General features: G+C 42.0%; 15 protein-coding genes. 8 read left to right on the top strand and 7 right to left on the bottom strand.

What is annotated here, in order from left to right; translation table 11 throughout:
- Position 1 precedes the first annotated feature (1 nt).
- From porG to ACFQ3Q_RS00365, 3 genes are all read right to left on the bottom strand, one after another.
- Positions 2 to 703 (bottom strand): type IX secretion system protein PorG, encoded by a 702-nt coding sequence (porG, locus tag ACFQ3Q_RS00375; RefSeq protein WP_380741822.1) that lies wholly within the window; start codon positions 701 to 703, stop codon positions 2 to 4.
- Positions 704 to 803: 100 nt separating this feature from the next.
- On the bottom strand, positions 804 to 1,688 hold the full coding sequence (locus ACFQ3Q_RS00370) for an NAD kinase (protein ID WP_380741821.1): 885 nt from the start codon (positions 1,686 to 1,688) through the stop codon (positions 804 to 806).
- 3 nt (positions 1,689 to 1,691) lie between these two features.
- Positions 1,692 to 2,348: an acetoin utilization protein acuB gene (locus tag ACFQ3Q_RS00365; protein WP_380741819.1), complete on the bottom strand. Its 657-nt coding sequence runs from the start codon at positions 2,346 to 2,348 to the stop codon at positions 1,692 to 1,694.
- Between the two features lie 89 nt (positions 2,349 to 2,437).
- Between ACFQ3Q_RS00365 and ACFQ3Q_RS00360 the strand changes: the two genes are divergently transcribed.
- From ACFQ3Q_RS00360 to clpX, 8 genes are all read left to right on the top strand, one after another.
- On the top strand, positions 2,438 to 3,151 hold the full coding sequence (locus ACFQ3Q_RS00360; protein WP_380741817.1) for a pyridoxine 5'-phosphate synthase: 714 nt from the start codon (positions 2,438 to 2,440) through the stop codon (positions 3,149 to 3,151).
- A complete protein-coding gene (locus ACFQ3Q_RS00355; protein WP_380741815.1) occupies positions 3,152 to 3,913 on the top strand; it encodes an alpha/beta fold hydrolase in 762 nt (253 codons plus the stop codon).
- 121 nt (positions 3,914 to 4,034) lie between these two features.
- A complete protein-coding gene (locus ACFQ3Q_RS00350; protein WP_380741813.1) occupies positions 4,035 to 5,288 on the top strand; it encodes an OmpP1/FadL family transporter in 1,254 nt (417 codons plus the stop codon).
- An 11-nt stretch (positions 5,289 to 5,299) separates the two neighbouring features.
- Positions 5,300 to 6,862, top strand: coding sequence for a G-D-S-L family lipolytic protein (locus tag ACFQ3Q_RS00345; RefSeq protein WP_380741811.1), 1,563 nt, complete (start codon positions 5,300 to 5,302; stop codon positions 6,860 to 6,862).
- A gap of 86 nt (positions 6,863 to 6,948) precedes the next feature.
- A complete protein-coding gene (locus ACFQ3Q_RS00340; RefSeq protein WP_380741810.1) occupies positions 6,949 to 7,290 on the top strand; it encodes a phage holin family protein in 342 nt (113 codons plus the stop codon).
- A gap of 86 nt (positions 7,291 to 7,376) precedes the next feature.
- Complete coding sequence (gene tig / locus ACFQ3Q_RS00335; RefSeq protein ID WP_380741808.1) at positions 7,377 to 8,699, top strand: trigger factor; 1,323 nt, start codon at positions 7,377 to 7,379, stop codon at positions 8,697 to 8,699.
- Between the two features lie 110 nt (positions 8,700 to 8,809).
- Positions 8,810 to 9,487, top strand: a complete 678-nt coding sequence (gene clpP / locus ACFQ3Q_RS00330; RefSeq protein WP_380741806.1) for an ATP-dependent Clp endopeptidase proteolytic subunit ClpP — start codon at positions 8,810 to 8,812, stop codon at positions 9,485 to 9,487.
- Positions 9,488 to 9,546: 59 nt separating this feature from the next.
- Positions 9,547 to 10,779, top strand: a complete 1,233-nt coding sequence (gene clpX, locus ACFQ3Q_RS00325) for an ATP-dependent Clp protease ATP-binding subunit ClpX (protein ID WP_380741805.1) — start codon at positions 9,547 to 9,549, stop codon at positions 10,777 to 10,779.
- Positions 10,780 to 10,853: 74 nt separating this feature from the next.
- Here clpX and ACFQ3Q_RS00320 read toward each other — a convergent pair whose 3' ends face one another.
- The 4 genes from ACFQ3Q_RS00320 to ACFQ3Q_RS00305 all read right to left on the bottom strand — a co-directional run bounded on the left by ACFQ3Q_RS00320 (position 10,854) and on the right by ACFQ3Q_RS00305 (position 14,899).
- The gene (locus ACFQ3Q_RS00320) at positions 10,854 to 12,215 is read right to left on the bottom strand and encodes a spondin domain-containing protein (RefSeq protein WP_380741803.1); all 1,362 of its coding nucleotides are present in this window, start codon (positions 12,213 to 12,215) and stop codon (positions 10,854 to 10,856) included.
- 255 nt (positions 12,216 to 12,470) lie between these two features.
- Positions 12,471 to 12,908: a nucleoside deaminase gene (locus ACFQ3Q_RS00315; protein WP_380741801.1), complete on the bottom strand. Its 438-nt coding sequence runs from the start codon at positions 12,906 to 12,908 to the stop codon at positions 12,471 to 12,473.
- A gap of 61 nt (positions 12,909 to 12,969) precedes the next feature.
- Positions 12,970 to 13,737, bottom strand: coding sequence for a LytR/AlgR family response regulator transcription factor (locus ACFQ3Q_RS00310; protein WP_380741799.1), 768 nt, complete (start codon positions 13,735 to 13,737; stop codon positions 12,970 to 12,972).
- A complete protein-coding gene (locus ACFQ3Q_RS00305; protein ID WP_380741797.1) occupies positions 13,718 to 14,899 on the bottom strand; it encodes a sensor histidine kinase in 1,182 nt (393 codons plus the stop codon). Before ACFQ3Q_RS00305 ends, ACFQ3Q_RS00310 begins: the two co-directional genes overlap by 20 nt.
- Between the last annotated feature and the right edge of the window lie 253 nt (positions 14,900 to 15,152).

Below are 15,152 nucleotides of genomic sequence, written 5' to 3'. Positions count from 1 at the left end.
ATTAAAAATGACTAAAACAAGGTTTTCTTCCAAAGTTAAAGGTTAAGTATACCCCGGTGAAAACATACCAATCTTTGGTGTTCGTGTTCCCGAATTCCTTATCGGGAGCACGGTCGCCTAAAAGCTCTTCAGGCCAGCTGCCGTCCAAGTTGTCGGTGAACGTATATCGGGCTCCTATTTCCATTCCTGCCACCATAAAATTGGTTATGGTTTCTTTATAACCGAACACCATAGGAATGGCAAATTCCCAGTTGGTTCCTTCGTTTACCAGGTTCCCGGTAGGGCCATTCTTAAGCTGAAGGTGATCTGCCATAAAATATGTTAGCCCGGTATATAAATAAGGGGCGCTTTGCGGCGCTCCCTCGTGCAGGTCAAAATGCCAGAAGGTATACTCAATTCCCAGTGACCCTTCAAAAATAGTGTTATTAAATGAATATCCCCGTTGTACTCTCCTTGGGTCATCAGATTTTTTATCGTTAGCCTGAATATTGGCGTATAAAACCGACAGGCGGAAGGAATGACGTGGGCTTTGGTTCCATTTTACGAGGCCACCCGCGACAAGTGTATTCGGATAGATGTAATTAGTTCTTCCTACATCACCAATATAATTGGCTCCGCCAACAAACGGGCCCACTTCAAAAGTTTGTGAGTATGTGTCAGCCGCAAAAACAACCATTAATACAATAGCTATTAGGTACCTCATAGGTTTTCAAAAGTTTGCAAATATAACAATTATGTTTGCTCTACAATAATTTGAGCAGATTTGTACATTTTAATAAACAGTTTTTGAAAACTTTTATTGCTTAGTTGCGCTTATCTTCGCCCCAAAGCAGTTTTTTGCGTAGGGTATTTAGGAAACTGTCTTCTTTGAGTTCTACCATATTGATGTTGAAGTCGGCCTTGCGGATAATAATTTCGGTGTTGTTCTTTAAGGTTGCGAGGCGGGAATCCATAGATACAAGATGGGAGTTCTCTCTTCCTGAAACTTTCAGGGTTATTTTTGTGTCGTCTTTTATGACCAGTGGTCTCGCGTTCAGGTTGTGCGGAGCAATAGGGGTGATCACCAGGGAATCGGCATCGGGAGTGATCACAGGGCCTCCGCAGCTTAGGGAGTAACCTGTAGAGCCGGTGGGGGTAGACACAATCAACCCGTCGGCCCAGTAAGATGTTAGATATTGGTCGTTAAGCCAGGTGTCTACCGTGATCATAGAGGTAGTGTTCTTTCGGCTTACCGCGATCTCGTTCATCGCAACGTGGTCAAAAATAGCTTCGTTGCTTTCGGGATTGGTGGCAACGGTGAGTACGGTGCGCGGAGAAACGGAGTATTTTTTCTCCAAAATAGTGTGAATGGTCTCGTTGATTTCCTCTTTCTGGATGGTAGCCAAAAAACCAAGTCTTCCTGTGTTTATTCCCACGATGGGAATATTGAGATTCCTGATATAATTGATGGATTTCAAAATGGTACCGTCACCACCAATGCTGAAAAAAAGGTCGAAAGATTGGTCAAGCTCTTCAAAAGTCCTGAAGTGGTTGTACTGTTTTTTAATGGTTTTGTTCAGGTTGATGAGGTCCAGAAAGTTTTCTTCTATATACACTTCAATGTTTTCCTGATCAAGTAACTCCAGTAGCTCTCCGATGTATTTCCCGGCGTTAGTATGATAGAACTGACCGTAAATGCCTATTTTCATAAATTATATATTCAGGTATTTGTCCAGATACTTTGAACGGTCTTTTAGATTTTTGTTGAAATGGTCTTCCCGGTGTTCAGATGTGATATTGTACCCGTACCTCCTGAAAGACTGAATGATCTCGTTAATGCCTGAAGGATTTATTTTTACTGTGATCTCTGCCATATCGTTCTCAATTTTTGAAACAAAGGCTCCCAGCAGGTGGGCGTTGTTAGATTCTATGATCTGGCAGATCTCGCTGAAGGAATAATCTTTTACGCCTTTCTGTACCACAAAGATATTTCCGGCATTATTAAAAAACGGCGTTTCCTTGAATAAGGCAATGATCTCATTAAGCTCGTAATACCCCAGATAATTGTTCTCTTCGTCTAAAACAGGCAGGATGTTCGTGTCATTCTGTGCAAAAGCCTCCAGCACATCCAACCAGTAGGTGTTGTCGCGAACTAAAAATCCCTCAAGGGCATACTGGTAGTCCTCCAGTTTTTTGTCAGCTTCGAAACACCTGATGTCATTTTCTGAAATACAACCCATATAGATGCCGTTGTTTTCTACCGGCAGGTGGGAGTATGTAAGCTGATTAAAAAGCTCCTGGATCTCACTCACCTTGTCGGAGAATTTCCTGATCGAAACATCGTTAATTATATATTCCTTCAAATTCATAATCAGTTCTCCTTTTCTGCAAATTAATTAAAATAAAATTCATTCGGGCATTTGCAAGTTTGTATTTTTGTTAATTCAAAGCTCAAAAAATGACGAAATTAAGCGTAAACATCAATAAGGTGGCAACCTTGAGAAATGCCCGTGGAGGAAATATGCCTAATGTGCTGCAGGTGGCAAAGGATATTGAGTCTTTTGGCGGACAGGGGATCACCGTGCATCCCCGGCCGGATGAGCGTCATATTACCTATCAGGATGTTCGTGATCTTGCTCCTGAAGTAACTACCGAATTTAATATTGAAGGAAACCCGGTGGCTAAGTTTTTAGGACTGGTAATGGAGGCTAAGCCTGCTCAGGTTACACTTGTTCCCGATGCCGAAGATGCTATTACTTCTAATGCCGGTTGGGATACCATTAAATATAAGGACTTCCTTTCACAGGTGATAGGGGAGTTTAAAAATAAAGGGATCAGAACTTCCATTTTTGTGGACCCTGAACCTGAAATGATTAAGGGAGCTGTTGATACGGGCACCGATCGTATTGAACTGTATACGGAATCTTATGCGGTAAACTATGAAAAGAACAGGGAAGAAGCGATAGCTCCTTATGCCGAATGCGCGAAACTTGCCCACGAACTTGGCCTGGGAATTAATGCGGGGCACGATCTCTCTCTTGAGAATATAGAGTTCTTTAAGAAGAATATGCCTTATCTGGACGAGGTGTCTATTGGGCACGCCCTGATCTCTGAGGCTTTGTATCTTGGTTTTGAAAAAACTATTCAGGAATATCTAAAGCGATTGAAATAGATGAAATTACATTCCAATATCTTAGGAGAAGGAAAAGCTTTTTTAATACTTCACGGATTCCTTGGGATGAGTGATAACTGGAAGACCCTGGGGAAGAAATTCGCCGATGCCGGTTACCAGGTTCACCTTATAGATCAGCGGAACCACGGTAAAAGTCCCCATAGCGAGGAGTTTAGTTATCAGTTGCTTGCTGAAGATGTCGAGGAATATTGCAGGCAAAAAGGTCTTAAGGATATTATTTTGATGGGGCACTCTATGGGAGGTAAGGCTGCAATGCTTGCAGCTGCACTTAATCCAGGCCTGGTAGAGAAGTTGATCGTGGTGGATATTGCACCAAAATATTACGAGCCGCATCACCAGGAAATTTTGGATGGGCTTACCAGACTCGATAATGCGAATATTTCTTCACGGAAGGAGGCTGACAAATACCTTTCAGAGTTTGTTTCAGAAAAAGGGATCCGCCTTTTTCTTCTGAAAAATCTTACAAGAGAGTCGAAAGACAAGCTGTCTCTTAAGCTGAATCTTGATGCGCTTAAATCTAATATAGAGAATATAGGGGAGGCTTTGCCTGATGGTTATATCTTTACCGAACCCACCCTGTTCATAAAAGGAGAGAAGTCCAACTACATCTTGCCTGAAGACGAAGAAGAGATCAGGAGACACTTTACCGATGCCGAAATAGTTGATATTCCCGGGGCCGGACACTGGGTTCACGCAGAAAATCCGGATGCTTTTTACAAGACGGTGATGCGCTTTCTTTAAAACCTTTCTAAATATATTATGTATGCATAATATAATAGCCTCTTTTGTTGCAAAATATGTATTTTATGCTAAATTTGGGCAATGCTTTTTAAATCTATCAAATTTTAATCCTATTTAAATTATGAAAAAACTATTATTCCTAACCTTGTTTGGTTTGGTTGCTGCAGTGTCATATGCCGGTGGATACCGTGTTGCGCTTCAGGGGCAGCGTTCATTAGCTATGGGACACGCAGGTGTGGCCGTAGTAAATAATGCAGAACTTGCTTTTTTTAACCCTGCCGGACTGGTTTATCTTGAGAATAAATTGAATGTAGCTGTTGGGGCAAGTGCAGTGTTTACCGAAACTTCGTGGCAAAACACTTCTTTAGGGCAATCTGCCACTACCGATAACCCCACAAAGACTCCTTTTTACGTTTACGCATCATATAAGGCCAGCGACTGGCTTACCTTAGGTTTGAGTGCCTATACTCCTTACGGGAGTACGGTAAAATGGCCAAAAGACTGGGCCGGATCTCACTTGGTTAACGATATAGAACTTCAGGCTATTTACGTACAGGCCTTAGCTTCTGTAAAGATTTCTGAAAAATTAAGTGTAGGTGGTGGTCCTATCTATGTGAACGGTGCTGTTAACTTTAACCGTAACCTTACCAGATCACTTACAGATCTTGAGGGCAATCGTTCTAATGTAACCATAGACGCTTCAGGAGTTAGTGCCTGGGGATGGTCTGCGAGTGCAATGTTCAACCCGACGGAGGATCTTAGAATTGGTGTGAATTATCGTTCTGAAATTAATGTAGACGCTGAAGACGGGGAAGCAGATTTTGAGAATGTACCTAATTCGCCTTTAACTCCTTTCAACGATACAACCTTTGATGCTTCATTGCCTCTTCCGGCAGAGCTTTCTGTTGGGCTTTCTTATGAGTTCCTGGATAAATGGCTTGTAGCGTTCGATTATAACAGAACTTTCTGGGATACTTATGAATCTCTTGATGTTCATTTTGACGATCCTAACATTCCTGATTCTAATAACCCAAGAAACTACGAGGATGCTTCTATTTACAGGTTCGGGGTGCAGTATACTGCAAACGAAACCTTTACTTTGAGAGCCGGGTACTATTTTGACCAGTCTCCGGTAAAATCAGGATACTTTGCGCCGGAAACTCCGCGTAACGATTCCAACAACTTCACTGCAGGACTTTCTGTTAATGTGAACGATAATCTTGCTATAGATGCATCTTTCCTTTATTCAAGATTTAATGAGATAGACGAATCTTACGATTATTATACCACACCTGAAGGTCAGAGAGCTTCTTTCGAGGGGACGTATAAGACAGTTGCTTTTATTCCTGGTTTAGGTATAACTTATAAATTATAATACTTTTAAAGATGAAGAACTACTTTAAATATATGGCGATACTGGCTCTGGGGGTTGTTTCCTGTGAGGCAGATTTTGAAAACTCTATTGAAGATCAGAATTTCTATGCAAAGGGGCAGGCTGATTTTTCAAATTATGTTGCTTTAGGAAATTCGTTAACTGCAGGTTATGCAGATGGAGCTCTTTACATTACAGGGCAGGAGAATGCCTATCCTAAACTTGTGGCCAATCAGTTTTCTCTTGTTCAGGATACTGAAGAATTCACCATTCCTTATGTGAATGACAATGCCGGAGGACTGACCTTAGGCGGAAATGTAATTGCAGACACCCGTTATGTGCTTGCTGTTGGAGCGGCCGGGCCTAGCCCGCAACGCTACAGGGGTGCTGCGCCTACAACCGAAGTAACAAATACGCTGGAAGGGCCTTTCAATAATATGGGAGTGCCCGGGGCTAAAAGCTTCCACCTGGTAGCTGAAGGCTATGGGAATGTGGCTGGTGTGCCTGGCGGTGTTGCCAATCCTTATTTTGCGAGGTTTGCAACTTCTCCCGGAACTAGTGTGATTAAGGATGCGCTTATGCAGGAGCCTACTTTCTTCTCTCTTTGGATAGGAAATAACGATGTTCTTGGGTATGCCACTTCAGGTGGAGTAGGTGTGGATCAAACCAACAATACCGATCCTTCAACCTACGGTCCTAATGATATTACAGACCCTAACGTATTTGGCTCTGTTTACAGCCAGATGGTGGAAAATCTTTCTGCTTCAGCTTCAGGAGGAGTGCTTATCAATATTCCTGATGTGACTTCGGTGCCTTATTTTACAGCGGTGCCAAACGATGCTCTTGATCTCGAAGCAGAGCAGGCAGCACAGCTAACAGCCTACTTCCAGGCGGTTTCTCAGATCTTTGCTGCTGGACTAATGCAGAAAGGAGTTCCTCAGGAGCAGGCAGCTGCTTTAGCGGCTCAGTATGCAATAAGCTTTAAGGCAGATGAGAATCGTTTTCTTATAGATGTTCCTAAAACGGAGATGAATCCTTTAGGTTTCAGACAAATGACAGAAGAGGAATTACTTCTGTTAACTATAGACAGAACTGCACTCGCACAGGGTTATGGTTCTGTAATGCTCACCCCTGAAGTAATGCAGGTGCTCGGAAAACTTCAACAGGGTCAACAGCCTACCGAGGCCGAAGCTGAGCTTGTTATAAATGCCGTAAGCGGTATAGATGATAAAGATGCTTTGGATAAAGAAGAGCTTGGTAAGATAGAAGCGGCCACCAACGCATATAACGCTACTATTTCGGCTCTTGCAGAGGCAAATGGTCTTGCGCTTGTAGATGCCAATGCTGTGCTGGATAAGCTTGCTGGTGAGGGGATACAGGTTAACGGAACCATACTTACCGATGAATTTGGAACCGGTGGTGCTTTTTCTCTTGACGGAATTCACCTCACTCCAAGGGGTAACGCAGTTATCGCAAACGAGATGATAATGGAGGTAAATGCTACTTATGGCTCAGAAGTACCTATGCTGGATCCGGGTAACTTTGGTACCATTACCTATAATAATGAAGTGCAATAATCACAAGCACTCATAAAAAACTTAAAAACGCCGGAAATATTCCGGCGTTTTTTTTGCATTTTTGTTAGCAACCAACTTATTAAATTATGAATTTCATACTTAGAATTTTACTTACCGCTCTTGCGGTAGTGGTTCTCGCAAAATTTCTTCCGGGAGTCCACGTAGCCAGTTATGTTACGGCTATAATTGTAGCCATCGTGCTGGCCATTCTAAATCTTATCGTGAAACCTATTTTGGTGATCTTTACCCTGCCGGTAACCATCCTTACTCTTGGTTTATTTCTGCTGGTGATAAACGCCATAATAATTTTGCTGGCCGATGCCTTTGTAGGTGGTTTCCAGGTAGACGGGTTGCTGATTGCCATAATATTCAGCCTTCTTCTGTCCCTTTTTCAGTCGATCTTATTCTCGTTATTAAAATCAGATTAGGAGCTTGCTGAAATTCAAGGTTTTGAAACTTTGCGGGCTTCCGAAAAAAGTGTAATTTTGCACTCCAATTTTTATAACAAGTCAAGATGAACATTACCAGAGAGAATATTGATGAATTGAACGCGGTAGTAAAAGTAGATATCGCTAAAGACGATTACGCCCCTAAAGTAGAGAAGATATTAAAGGATTACCGTAAAAATGCCAATATTCCCGGCTTTAGAAAAGGTCACGTGCCAATGGGAATGGTGAAGAAACAGTACGGAAAAGCTGTGTTGGTAGATGAGGTAAACAAACTTCTTCAGGAATCCCTGAACAACTACCTTACCGAGGAGAAACTGGATGTTTTAGGAAATCCTATCCCTAAGGAGCAGGAAAATTTTGACTGGGATAAGGAAGACTACACTTTCGAATTCGAACTTGGACTTTCTCCTGAATTTGATGTTGACCTTGAGCTGAAGAAACCGGTAACAAAATATAACATTGTTGCTGATGAAGAGATGGTGAACAACCAGATCGAATCTATTCAGAAACAATACGGAAAGCTGATCTCTAAAGATGAGGTGGAAGAAGGAGATGTTGTTGCAGGTACCTTCAAGAATGAAGAAGAGGGGATCGAAAAAGAAACTTCAGTTGAACTTGAAAAAGTAAAAGGCAAGAGAAACCTTAATAAATTTGTTGGTTCTAAAGTAGGGGATACCCTTAAACTTAAGACCAAAAATCTTTTTGAAGACGATCACGAGCTTATTCAGCATCTTGGGATCGAGCACGATAAGGCTCACGATCTTGATATAGAGGTTGAATTCACTATCTCTGAGATCAACAAAAGAGAACTTGCAGATCTTGACCAGGAGCTTTTCGATAAGCTTTTCGGAAAAGACCAGGTAAAGACCGTTACCGAGCTTAAGGAAAAGATCAAGGAGGATGCGGCCAAGCAATTTGAGCAGCAAAGCGATCAGCAGTTGATGAATGATGTTACTGAAGCTTTGATCGAAAAGACCGATTTTGAACTTCCAAAAGAATTTCTTCAGAAGTGGATCCAGACCGTTGGAGAAAAACCAATGACCGAGGAAGAAGCAAAAGAAGAATATGAAAAGAGCGAAAAAGGACTTCGTTACCAGTTGATCGAAGGAAAGATCATCAAAGAGAACAACCTTGAGGTGAACTTTGAAGATCTTAAGGCTTTTGCTACCGATAAGATCAAGCAGCAGATGGCTCAGTTTGGCCAGATGGATCCTTCACAGAAAGAGCTTGATGATATCGCGGCAAGAATCCTTTCTAATCAGGATGAAGTGAAGCGTTTATCTGAACAATTGATGAACGAAAAACTTCTTGAATTCTACAAGGAGAATATGAAATTTGATGAAAAAGAGCTGACTTACGAAGAATTTGTGAAAGAGATTTACAAGTAAGCCTTTTTTAAAATTTATACCTATCTTTAAGGCGTTAACCTAATAGGGATAACGCCTTTTTAGCTTAAAAAGGGGTTCTTGATTAAGAATCTTTAAAAAATAAAAAATTGATGGATTACGGAAGAGAGTTTGAAAAATACGCCACCAAACACCACGGAATTAATAGTAACTATTACCAGGAAATTGTAAGCAGTATGACTCCGGTTGGGATGACTCCCAATATTATTGAGGAACGCCAGATGAACGCTGTTGCAATGGATGTTTTTTCGAGGCTAATGATGGACCGTATTATCTTTTTGGGGACCGCAATAAACGATCAGGTTGCCAATATAGTACAGGCACAATTGCTTTTTCTTGAGAGTACAGATGCGTCTAAAGACATTCAGATCTATATAAACTCACCGGGAGGTAGTGTTTATGCCGGACTTGGTATTTATGACACCATGCAGTTCATAAAGCCCGATGTGGCAACGATCTGTACGGGGATGGCAGCTTCTATGGGAGCAGTGCTGCTTTGTGCAGGAGAAAAAGGGAAAAGAAGCGGATTGCCGCATTCAAGGGTGATGATACATCAGCCTTTAGGCGGAGCCCAGGGCCAGGCCAGTGATATTGAGATCACAGCCAGAGAGATCCTTACCCTTAAGGAAGAATTGTACCAGATCATTTCAAAACATTCAGGACAAACCTATGACAAGGTTTATGAAGACAGTGATCGTGATTACTGGATGAAGGCAGACAGAGCTAAGGAGTATGGAATGATCGATGAAATTTTAACGAGAGAAGGATAGGTTTCGGCTAAGCTTTATTATATTATAGAGCAGAAACCGATAACCGGAAAATGAAAGAAATGGCGAAAGAAGAATTAGAATGTTCCTTTTGTGGAAGGAAGAAACCGGAAACCAATTTACTTATTGCCGGTCTGGACGCTCACATTTGCGACCGCTGCATTGAACAGGCTCATGGGATAGTTCTCGAAGAGCTCAAGCAGGGGGAGGCAAAGGAATTGTCTTCAGACCTTATGCTTAGCAAGCCTAAAACCATCAAGGCTTTTCTTGATGAATATGTGATAGGCCAGGAAGCTACCAAAAAAGTAATGTCGGTTGCTGTTTATAACCATTATAAGAGACTGCTTCAGCCATCATCTGAAGATGATGTGGAAATCCAGAAGAGTAACATTGTGATGGTGGGGGAAACAGGAACCGGGAAAACCCTTATTGCCAAGACCATCGCCAAGATGCTTAATGTTCCTTTAGCTATAGTTGATGCTACTGTATTGACTGAAGCGGGATACGTGGGGGAAGATGTTGAAGGTATACTTACCAGGTTGCTTCAGGCTGCCGATTATAATGTTGACAAAGCTCAGCGTGGGATCGTGTTTATTGATGAGATAGATAAGATTGCGCGTAAGAGTGATAATCCTTCAATTACCCGCGATGTATCAGGGGAAGGCGTGCAGCAGGCGTTGCTCAAGCTATTGGAAGGGACTACCGTAAACGTTCCGCCTAAAGGAGGAAGAAAGCATCCCGATCAGAAATTTATTGAGGTAGATACCGAAAATATTTTGTTCATCGCAGGTGGTGCTTTTGACGGGATTGAAAGAAACATCAGCAAGCGTTTGAATATGCAGGCAGTTGGTTTCAGTGCTTCCAAGAGCGAAGACTCTATAGAAAGAACCAATCTTTTAAAGTACATTATTCCAAAAGATCTTAAAGACTACGGATTGATCCCCGAGATCATCGGGCGTTTACCTGCGCTTACCTATATGAATCCTTTGGATAAGAAAACTCTTAGGTCAATTCTTACCGAACCGAAGAATGCTATTGTAAAGCAGTATAAAAAACTGTTTGAAATGGATGATATCGAGTTCGATATTACCGATGAAGCTTTGGATTATATCGTGGAAAAAGCGGTGGAATATAAGCTTGGAGCACGTGGATTGCGTTCTCTGTGTGAGGCTATCCTTACCGATGCAATGTTCGAGCTGCCTGAAAGCAATGAATCCAAATTCAGGGTTACAAGGGAGTATGCCGAAGATAAACTTGATAAATCTACGATCAATAAGCTGAAGGCAGTGTCCTAAAGTTTGGTTGATGAAAAATAGTAAAAAGCCGTTCAGTTTTGAACGGCTTTTTTTATAGCAGTTTTCTTGTAAAATTATTCGTCCGGAGTAAGCGTCACTTTTATGATCTGATTGACCGAAGGATAAGTGCGTTCGTCATCAACGTTGCTTAAGAGGGCCACAGTTCCGTTTTCTTCAATTCCCGTATTGGCTTCTAATTGATTGGTGACTGTATTAGGGCCTACGGCGGGCTCTTCGTTTTGCTCTGTGCCTGCATCTATGAGGAGGAATTTACCGGTTATATCTCCCCTTCTTGGCGTTCCATCGGGCTCAAACAGGATCACTCCGCTTCCTATGGCTCCAATAAATACATCATTGGTTGCGGCTAACATCGTGGCAATAGACAGGTTTTCACCTTCTTCTGCTTCAAAGGAGAACTCATAAGTGTGGCCGGGACGTAACGGCCCGGGGGCGTCTGCCCCGGTTGGGGTATTAAATACCCCTCCGGTAATATAGCCCTCCAGGCTGCTGAGGTTTTCGGAAAGTATTTCTGTATTGCCATCTTCCGCAATTGCTTCGAGGCCGTCTCCATAATCCTCTGTGCCTAATTTATAAATTGGAAAAGTTCCTTTCTCGTGGAGCACCCATACCCCCGGGGAGATAGGGTAAGTAACCCCGGTATTTTCTTCTGCATAAGCGCCTAAAGCAGCCGGGTTGCCATCTTCTGCAATGGCTTCCACGCCCTGTACGAAATCTGGTTCATTTTCGGTATAGAGAGGATTGTTGCCATTGTGAACCACCCAGACTCCGGGCGAGATAGGAGCTGCCACCGTACCTTCGCTGGTTTCCAGTTCTGCCGTGGCCAAAACCTCGATATTAACCCGAAACCGGGTATCCTGAATATGAGTGATACTAACTTCAATAAGGTCAGAGACCGCGGGGTAATCAAATTCAAAACCGGTGGTGACATCCCCGATCTTTAACACATTGCCGTTTTCATCTTCTCCAGTGTTCGCCGAAGCTTGTTTCGAAACGGTATTAGGCCCCACAAAAGGCTCTTCATTTACCTCGGTGCCTGCATCCCACAGATAGACCTGGCTGGTGACATTGGCGGTAATGGGGTCTCCCATTTCATCATATAGAGCAATTCCTTCCCCTCCGGGACCAAAGAACAGGTCGTTTGTTGCCGCCAGCATCGTTACAAAAGTAAGGCTCTGGCTTCGTCCGGCATCAATGTTGAATTCATATTCTTTTCCGGGCGTTGCGGGACCCGTTGCGTCATCACCATCGGGAGTGTTGAATACGCCTGAGTGGATGAAGCTCTTTGCTTCTGCAACATTTTCAATCGTAAGGGTGAAGTTTGCCCTGGTTGGAGTAGTACTGTTTCCTTCATCATCATTGTTGCAGGCGGAAATAATAATCAACAAACAGAACATGAAATAACCTCGAGTTTTCATATTGATTAATTTTTAGATTAGTGATTAAGTTGTGATTGAAAGTAGTGCTAAAAGAGGATGAATTCATTAGTTGAAAACACCTATTTTAAACATTAAAAACTCAAAAATTGTGGGACTGAGGTAATCGTACAGAAGATAATATTCAAATGGCTTTTGAGTTAAGTCGGAAGGTGATCTCTTTAATTAATAGGTAAGGGGAGCTGTTAAATAAGTTTATACAGAGAGTTAAGAATTGCCGGGGGCAGCAAGGGCTTTTTACTCACCTATATCTTCATTCCATAATTCGGGCTTTTCTCTAATGAAATCCTCCATTAATTTTCTGCATTCCCTGTCGTCCAATACAATCACCTCAACGCCATTGGCTCTTAAGAGATCTTCTGAGCCCTTAAAAGTTTTGTTTTCGCCTATGACAACTTTTGGAATGCCGTAAAGAAGAATAGTGCCTGAACACATCGGGCAGGGAGAAAGAGTGGTGTATAATACCGAATTCCGGTATACTTTGGCAGGCCGTCTGCCCGCGTTTTCAAGGGCATCCATTTCGCCGTGGAGGATCACACTGCCTTTCTGCACCCTTTTGTTATGGCCCTTGCCTAAGATCTTGTTGTTGTGCACCAGCACGCTACCGATAGGAATCCCGCCTTCTGCATATCCTTTTTTGGCCTGTTCTACGGCTTCTTTGAAAAATTTATCCATCTGCTGGTATGATTAATTTGTCCGGCTTTGGGAAGTTATGAAATTCACCGAAATAAATTGCTTAGTAATCCAGCCAGTCTTTAAAACTGGAAGCCTTACTGCTGCTTATGATCTGGTCTTCTTCGGGTCCCGGTTCAAGCACAAGGTGGAGTCTGCCTTTAAAATAAGGATTTACTTCTTTTACCGTGTTGATATTCACGATCAGCTGCCGGTTTGCCCTGAAGAAACTGCCGGGATCCAGATCCTCTTCCAGCTGGTCCAGGGTATAGTTGATTACAAAGCGTTTTCCCTGGAAAGTAACCAGAAGCACCACTCCATCTTCGGCAAGAAAGTAAGCTGTATCCTTGCTGGAGATCACTTTTATGGTCTTTCCGCTTTTCACCATAAATCTTGATTTGCTTTCTTTTGTTTTCAGCTGGTGTGTCTGCCGAAGCAAATCATTAAGTTTTTCCAGTTCGAGATTTAGATTTGACTGGTTTAGTCCTTCATATTTTTCGATCGCTGCATTTACTTCTTCATTTTTTAAGGGTTTGAGCAAATAATCTATGCTATTCAGCTTAAAGGCATCTATGGCATATTCGTTATAAGCAGTAGTGAAAATGATGGGAGTGTTTACTTCCACCTGTTTAAAGATCTCAAAACTGCTGCCGTCTGAAAGATGAATATCACAAAAGATAAGATCTGGAGCATCATTCTTTTTAAACCAGCTTATGGCCTCCTCAATAGATTCCGGTTTGGCAAGAATACGGGTATCCGGCCTGAACTTAAGAATTATTGATTCTAATGCATCTGAGGCATGTATCTCATCTTCAATGATTACTATGTTCATAGTCTTCTACTTTAAGTAAGGGAAGTTTGGCGATGAATTCTGTTTCGGTCCTGTCAATTTCTATCTTTCGGTCTGTAAGGTATTGGTAACGTCTCTTTATGTTCTCTAAGCCGGTTCTTGTAGTCTTCAGGGCTTCCTTGCGGGGTTTAAGGTTGTTTCTGACAATAAGAAAATCTTCCTCCTGGTAAATATCCACCTTTAACGGAAGCTTTGATGTGGAGCCATTGTGCTTTACGGCATTCTCAATAAGTAATTGTAAGGAGCCGGGTGGAACCTTATTTTCGTTTTGATCGTCTGGGACATTAAAATTGAACTGTACGGCTTTTCCAAACCTTGTCTTTAGCAGGTAGCAATAATCCCTGGAAATTTCTATCTCTCTTTTTAAAGGGATCAGGCTTTCCTTTCCGCTTTCAAGAAAGGAACGGTAGAGGTCTGATAATTTTTGAGTGAATTCCAGGGCTTGGTGCTGGTCTTTTAGTATTAGAGAACTGAGTACGTTTAGGCTGTTAAACAGAAAGTGAGGCTGTAGCTGATCTTTCAGGTTCTTAAGTTGGGCCTGGTAATTTTCTTTTTGAAGTCGGGCAGAGCGAAGCATCTCCGCCTGCAGTCGTCCGGTGCTGCGTTGACGCTCTACATAATAATAGAAGAAAAGTGAGATGATGGTGCTTACAACAAAGCCTCGGCGTATGGCTTTTGCCGGGGGATCGATATCGGGAAAAAGTAAGAATAGCGGAAGGAAGTTTATAAGGCCTAACGCTATAACGGTAGCAATAACTACCAATAATGCTTCTGTTAGGGATTTTCTGAAGGAGTTCGTTTTTTTAAAGAACGGCCGTTCCAGAAATTGTGAAATTTTAGAATGTATCCAGAATAATACTAACAGAAAACAAAAGGCGAAAAGTAATTCATAAAGATTGAAACGGCTAAGCATGGAAACCCCTTCCCGGGTAAACATTTTGGTTCCTAAATTCAGGAATATGAATGTGGTGTAGACAAATAATGTGGTGATTGCAGCGATTCCCGCTTTCTCGAAAAACAATGCTAGCCGGCCAGGTTTCTTTTTCAGTTCCTGTTCAGGTTTTTTTGCAAAAGTTCTAATGGCAGTTAGTTTTAGTTCCTTGTAAAAATAGAAAAATAAATGCTTTAAGTTACCGGTCTTCATTGCTCACAGGTTTAATAGTTGATAATAAACCAAAGTTGCTGAAATTTTAAATGTTCTGCTTCTGTTTCATTCCTCCTAAATCCCGTTTCATTCATCTTGATTCCCGTTTCATCAGAATCAACTTCCTGAAAGCCCATCATCATTGCATCTTTGGACCATCAGCTGATTGAAAAAAATTAATCAACCAAAAATTATTAGCGATGAAGTTGTATCAAAAATTTAGTGTAATAATTGTCAGTTTTTTATTTAGTCA

The sequence above is a fragment of the Salegentibacter chungangensis genome, assembly GCF_042678405.1.
GTDB lineage: Bacteria > Bacteroidota > Bacteroidia > Flavobacteriales > Flavobacteriaceae > Salegentibacter_A > Salegentibacter_A chungangensis.
Note: the sequence above shows the minus strand (reverse complement) of the source record. Positions and strands in the feature narration are given on the sequence as shown.

Coding starts and splice junctions, on each gene's coding strand:
- porG (WP_380741822.1), bottom strand. CDS start 703: ATGAGGTACCTAATAGCTATTGTATTAATGGTTGTTTTTGCGGCTGAC.
- ACFQ3Q_RS00370 (WP_380741821.1), bottom strand. CDS start 1,688: ATGAAAATAGGCATTTACGGTCAGTTCTATCATACTAACGCCGGGAAA.
- ACFQ3Q_RS00365 (WP_380741819.1), bottom strand. CDS start 2,348: ATGAATTTGAAGGAATATATAATTAACGATGTTTCGATCAGGAAATTC.
- ACFQ3Q_RS00360 (WP_380741817.1), top strand. CDS start 2,438: ATGACGAAATTAAGCGTAAACATCAATAAGGTGGCAACCTTGAGAAAT.
- ACFQ3Q_RS00355 (WP_380741815.1), top strand. CDS start 3,152: ATGAAATTACATTCCAATATCTTAGGAGAAGGAAAAGCTTTTTTAATA.
- ACFQ3Q_RS00350 (WP_380741813.1), top strand. CDS start 4,035: ATGAAAAAACTATTATTCCTAACCTTGTTTGGTTTGGTTGCTGCAGTG.
- ACFQ3Q_RS00345 (WP_380741811.1), top strand. CDS start 5,300: ATGAAGAACTACTTTAAATATATGGCGATACTGGCTCTGGGGGTTGTT.
- ACFQ3Q_RS00340 (WP_380741810.1), top strand. CDS start 6,949: ATGAATTTCATACTTAGAATTTTACTTACCGCTCTTGCGGTAGTGGTT.
- tig (WP_380741808.1), top strand. CDS start 7,377: ATGAACATTACCAGAGAGAATATTGATGAATTGAACGCGGTAGTAAAA.
- clpP (WP_380741806.1), top strand. CDS start 8,810: ATGGATTACGGAAGAGAGTTTGAAAAATACGCCACCAAACACCACGGA.
- clpX (WP_380741805.1), top strand. CDS start 9,547: ATGGCGAAAGAAGAATTAGAATGTTCCTTTTGTGGAAGGAAGAAACCG.
- ACFQ3Q_RS00320 (WP_380741803.1), bottom strand. CDS start 12,215: ATGAAAACTCGAGGTTATTTCATGTTCTGTTTGTTGATTATTATTTCC.
- ACFQ3Q_RS00315 (WP_380741801.1), bottom strand. CDS start 12,908: ATGGATAAATTTTTCAAAGAAGCCGTAGAACAGGCCAAAAAAGGATAT.
- ACFQ3Q_RS00310 (WP_380741799.1), bottom strand. CDS start 13,737: ATGAACATAGTAATCATTGAAGATGAGATACATGCCTCAGATGCATTA.
- ACFQ3Q_RS00305 (WP_380741797.1), bottom strand. CDS start 14,899: ATGAAGACCGGTAACTTAAAGCATTTATTTTTCTATTTTTACAAGGAA.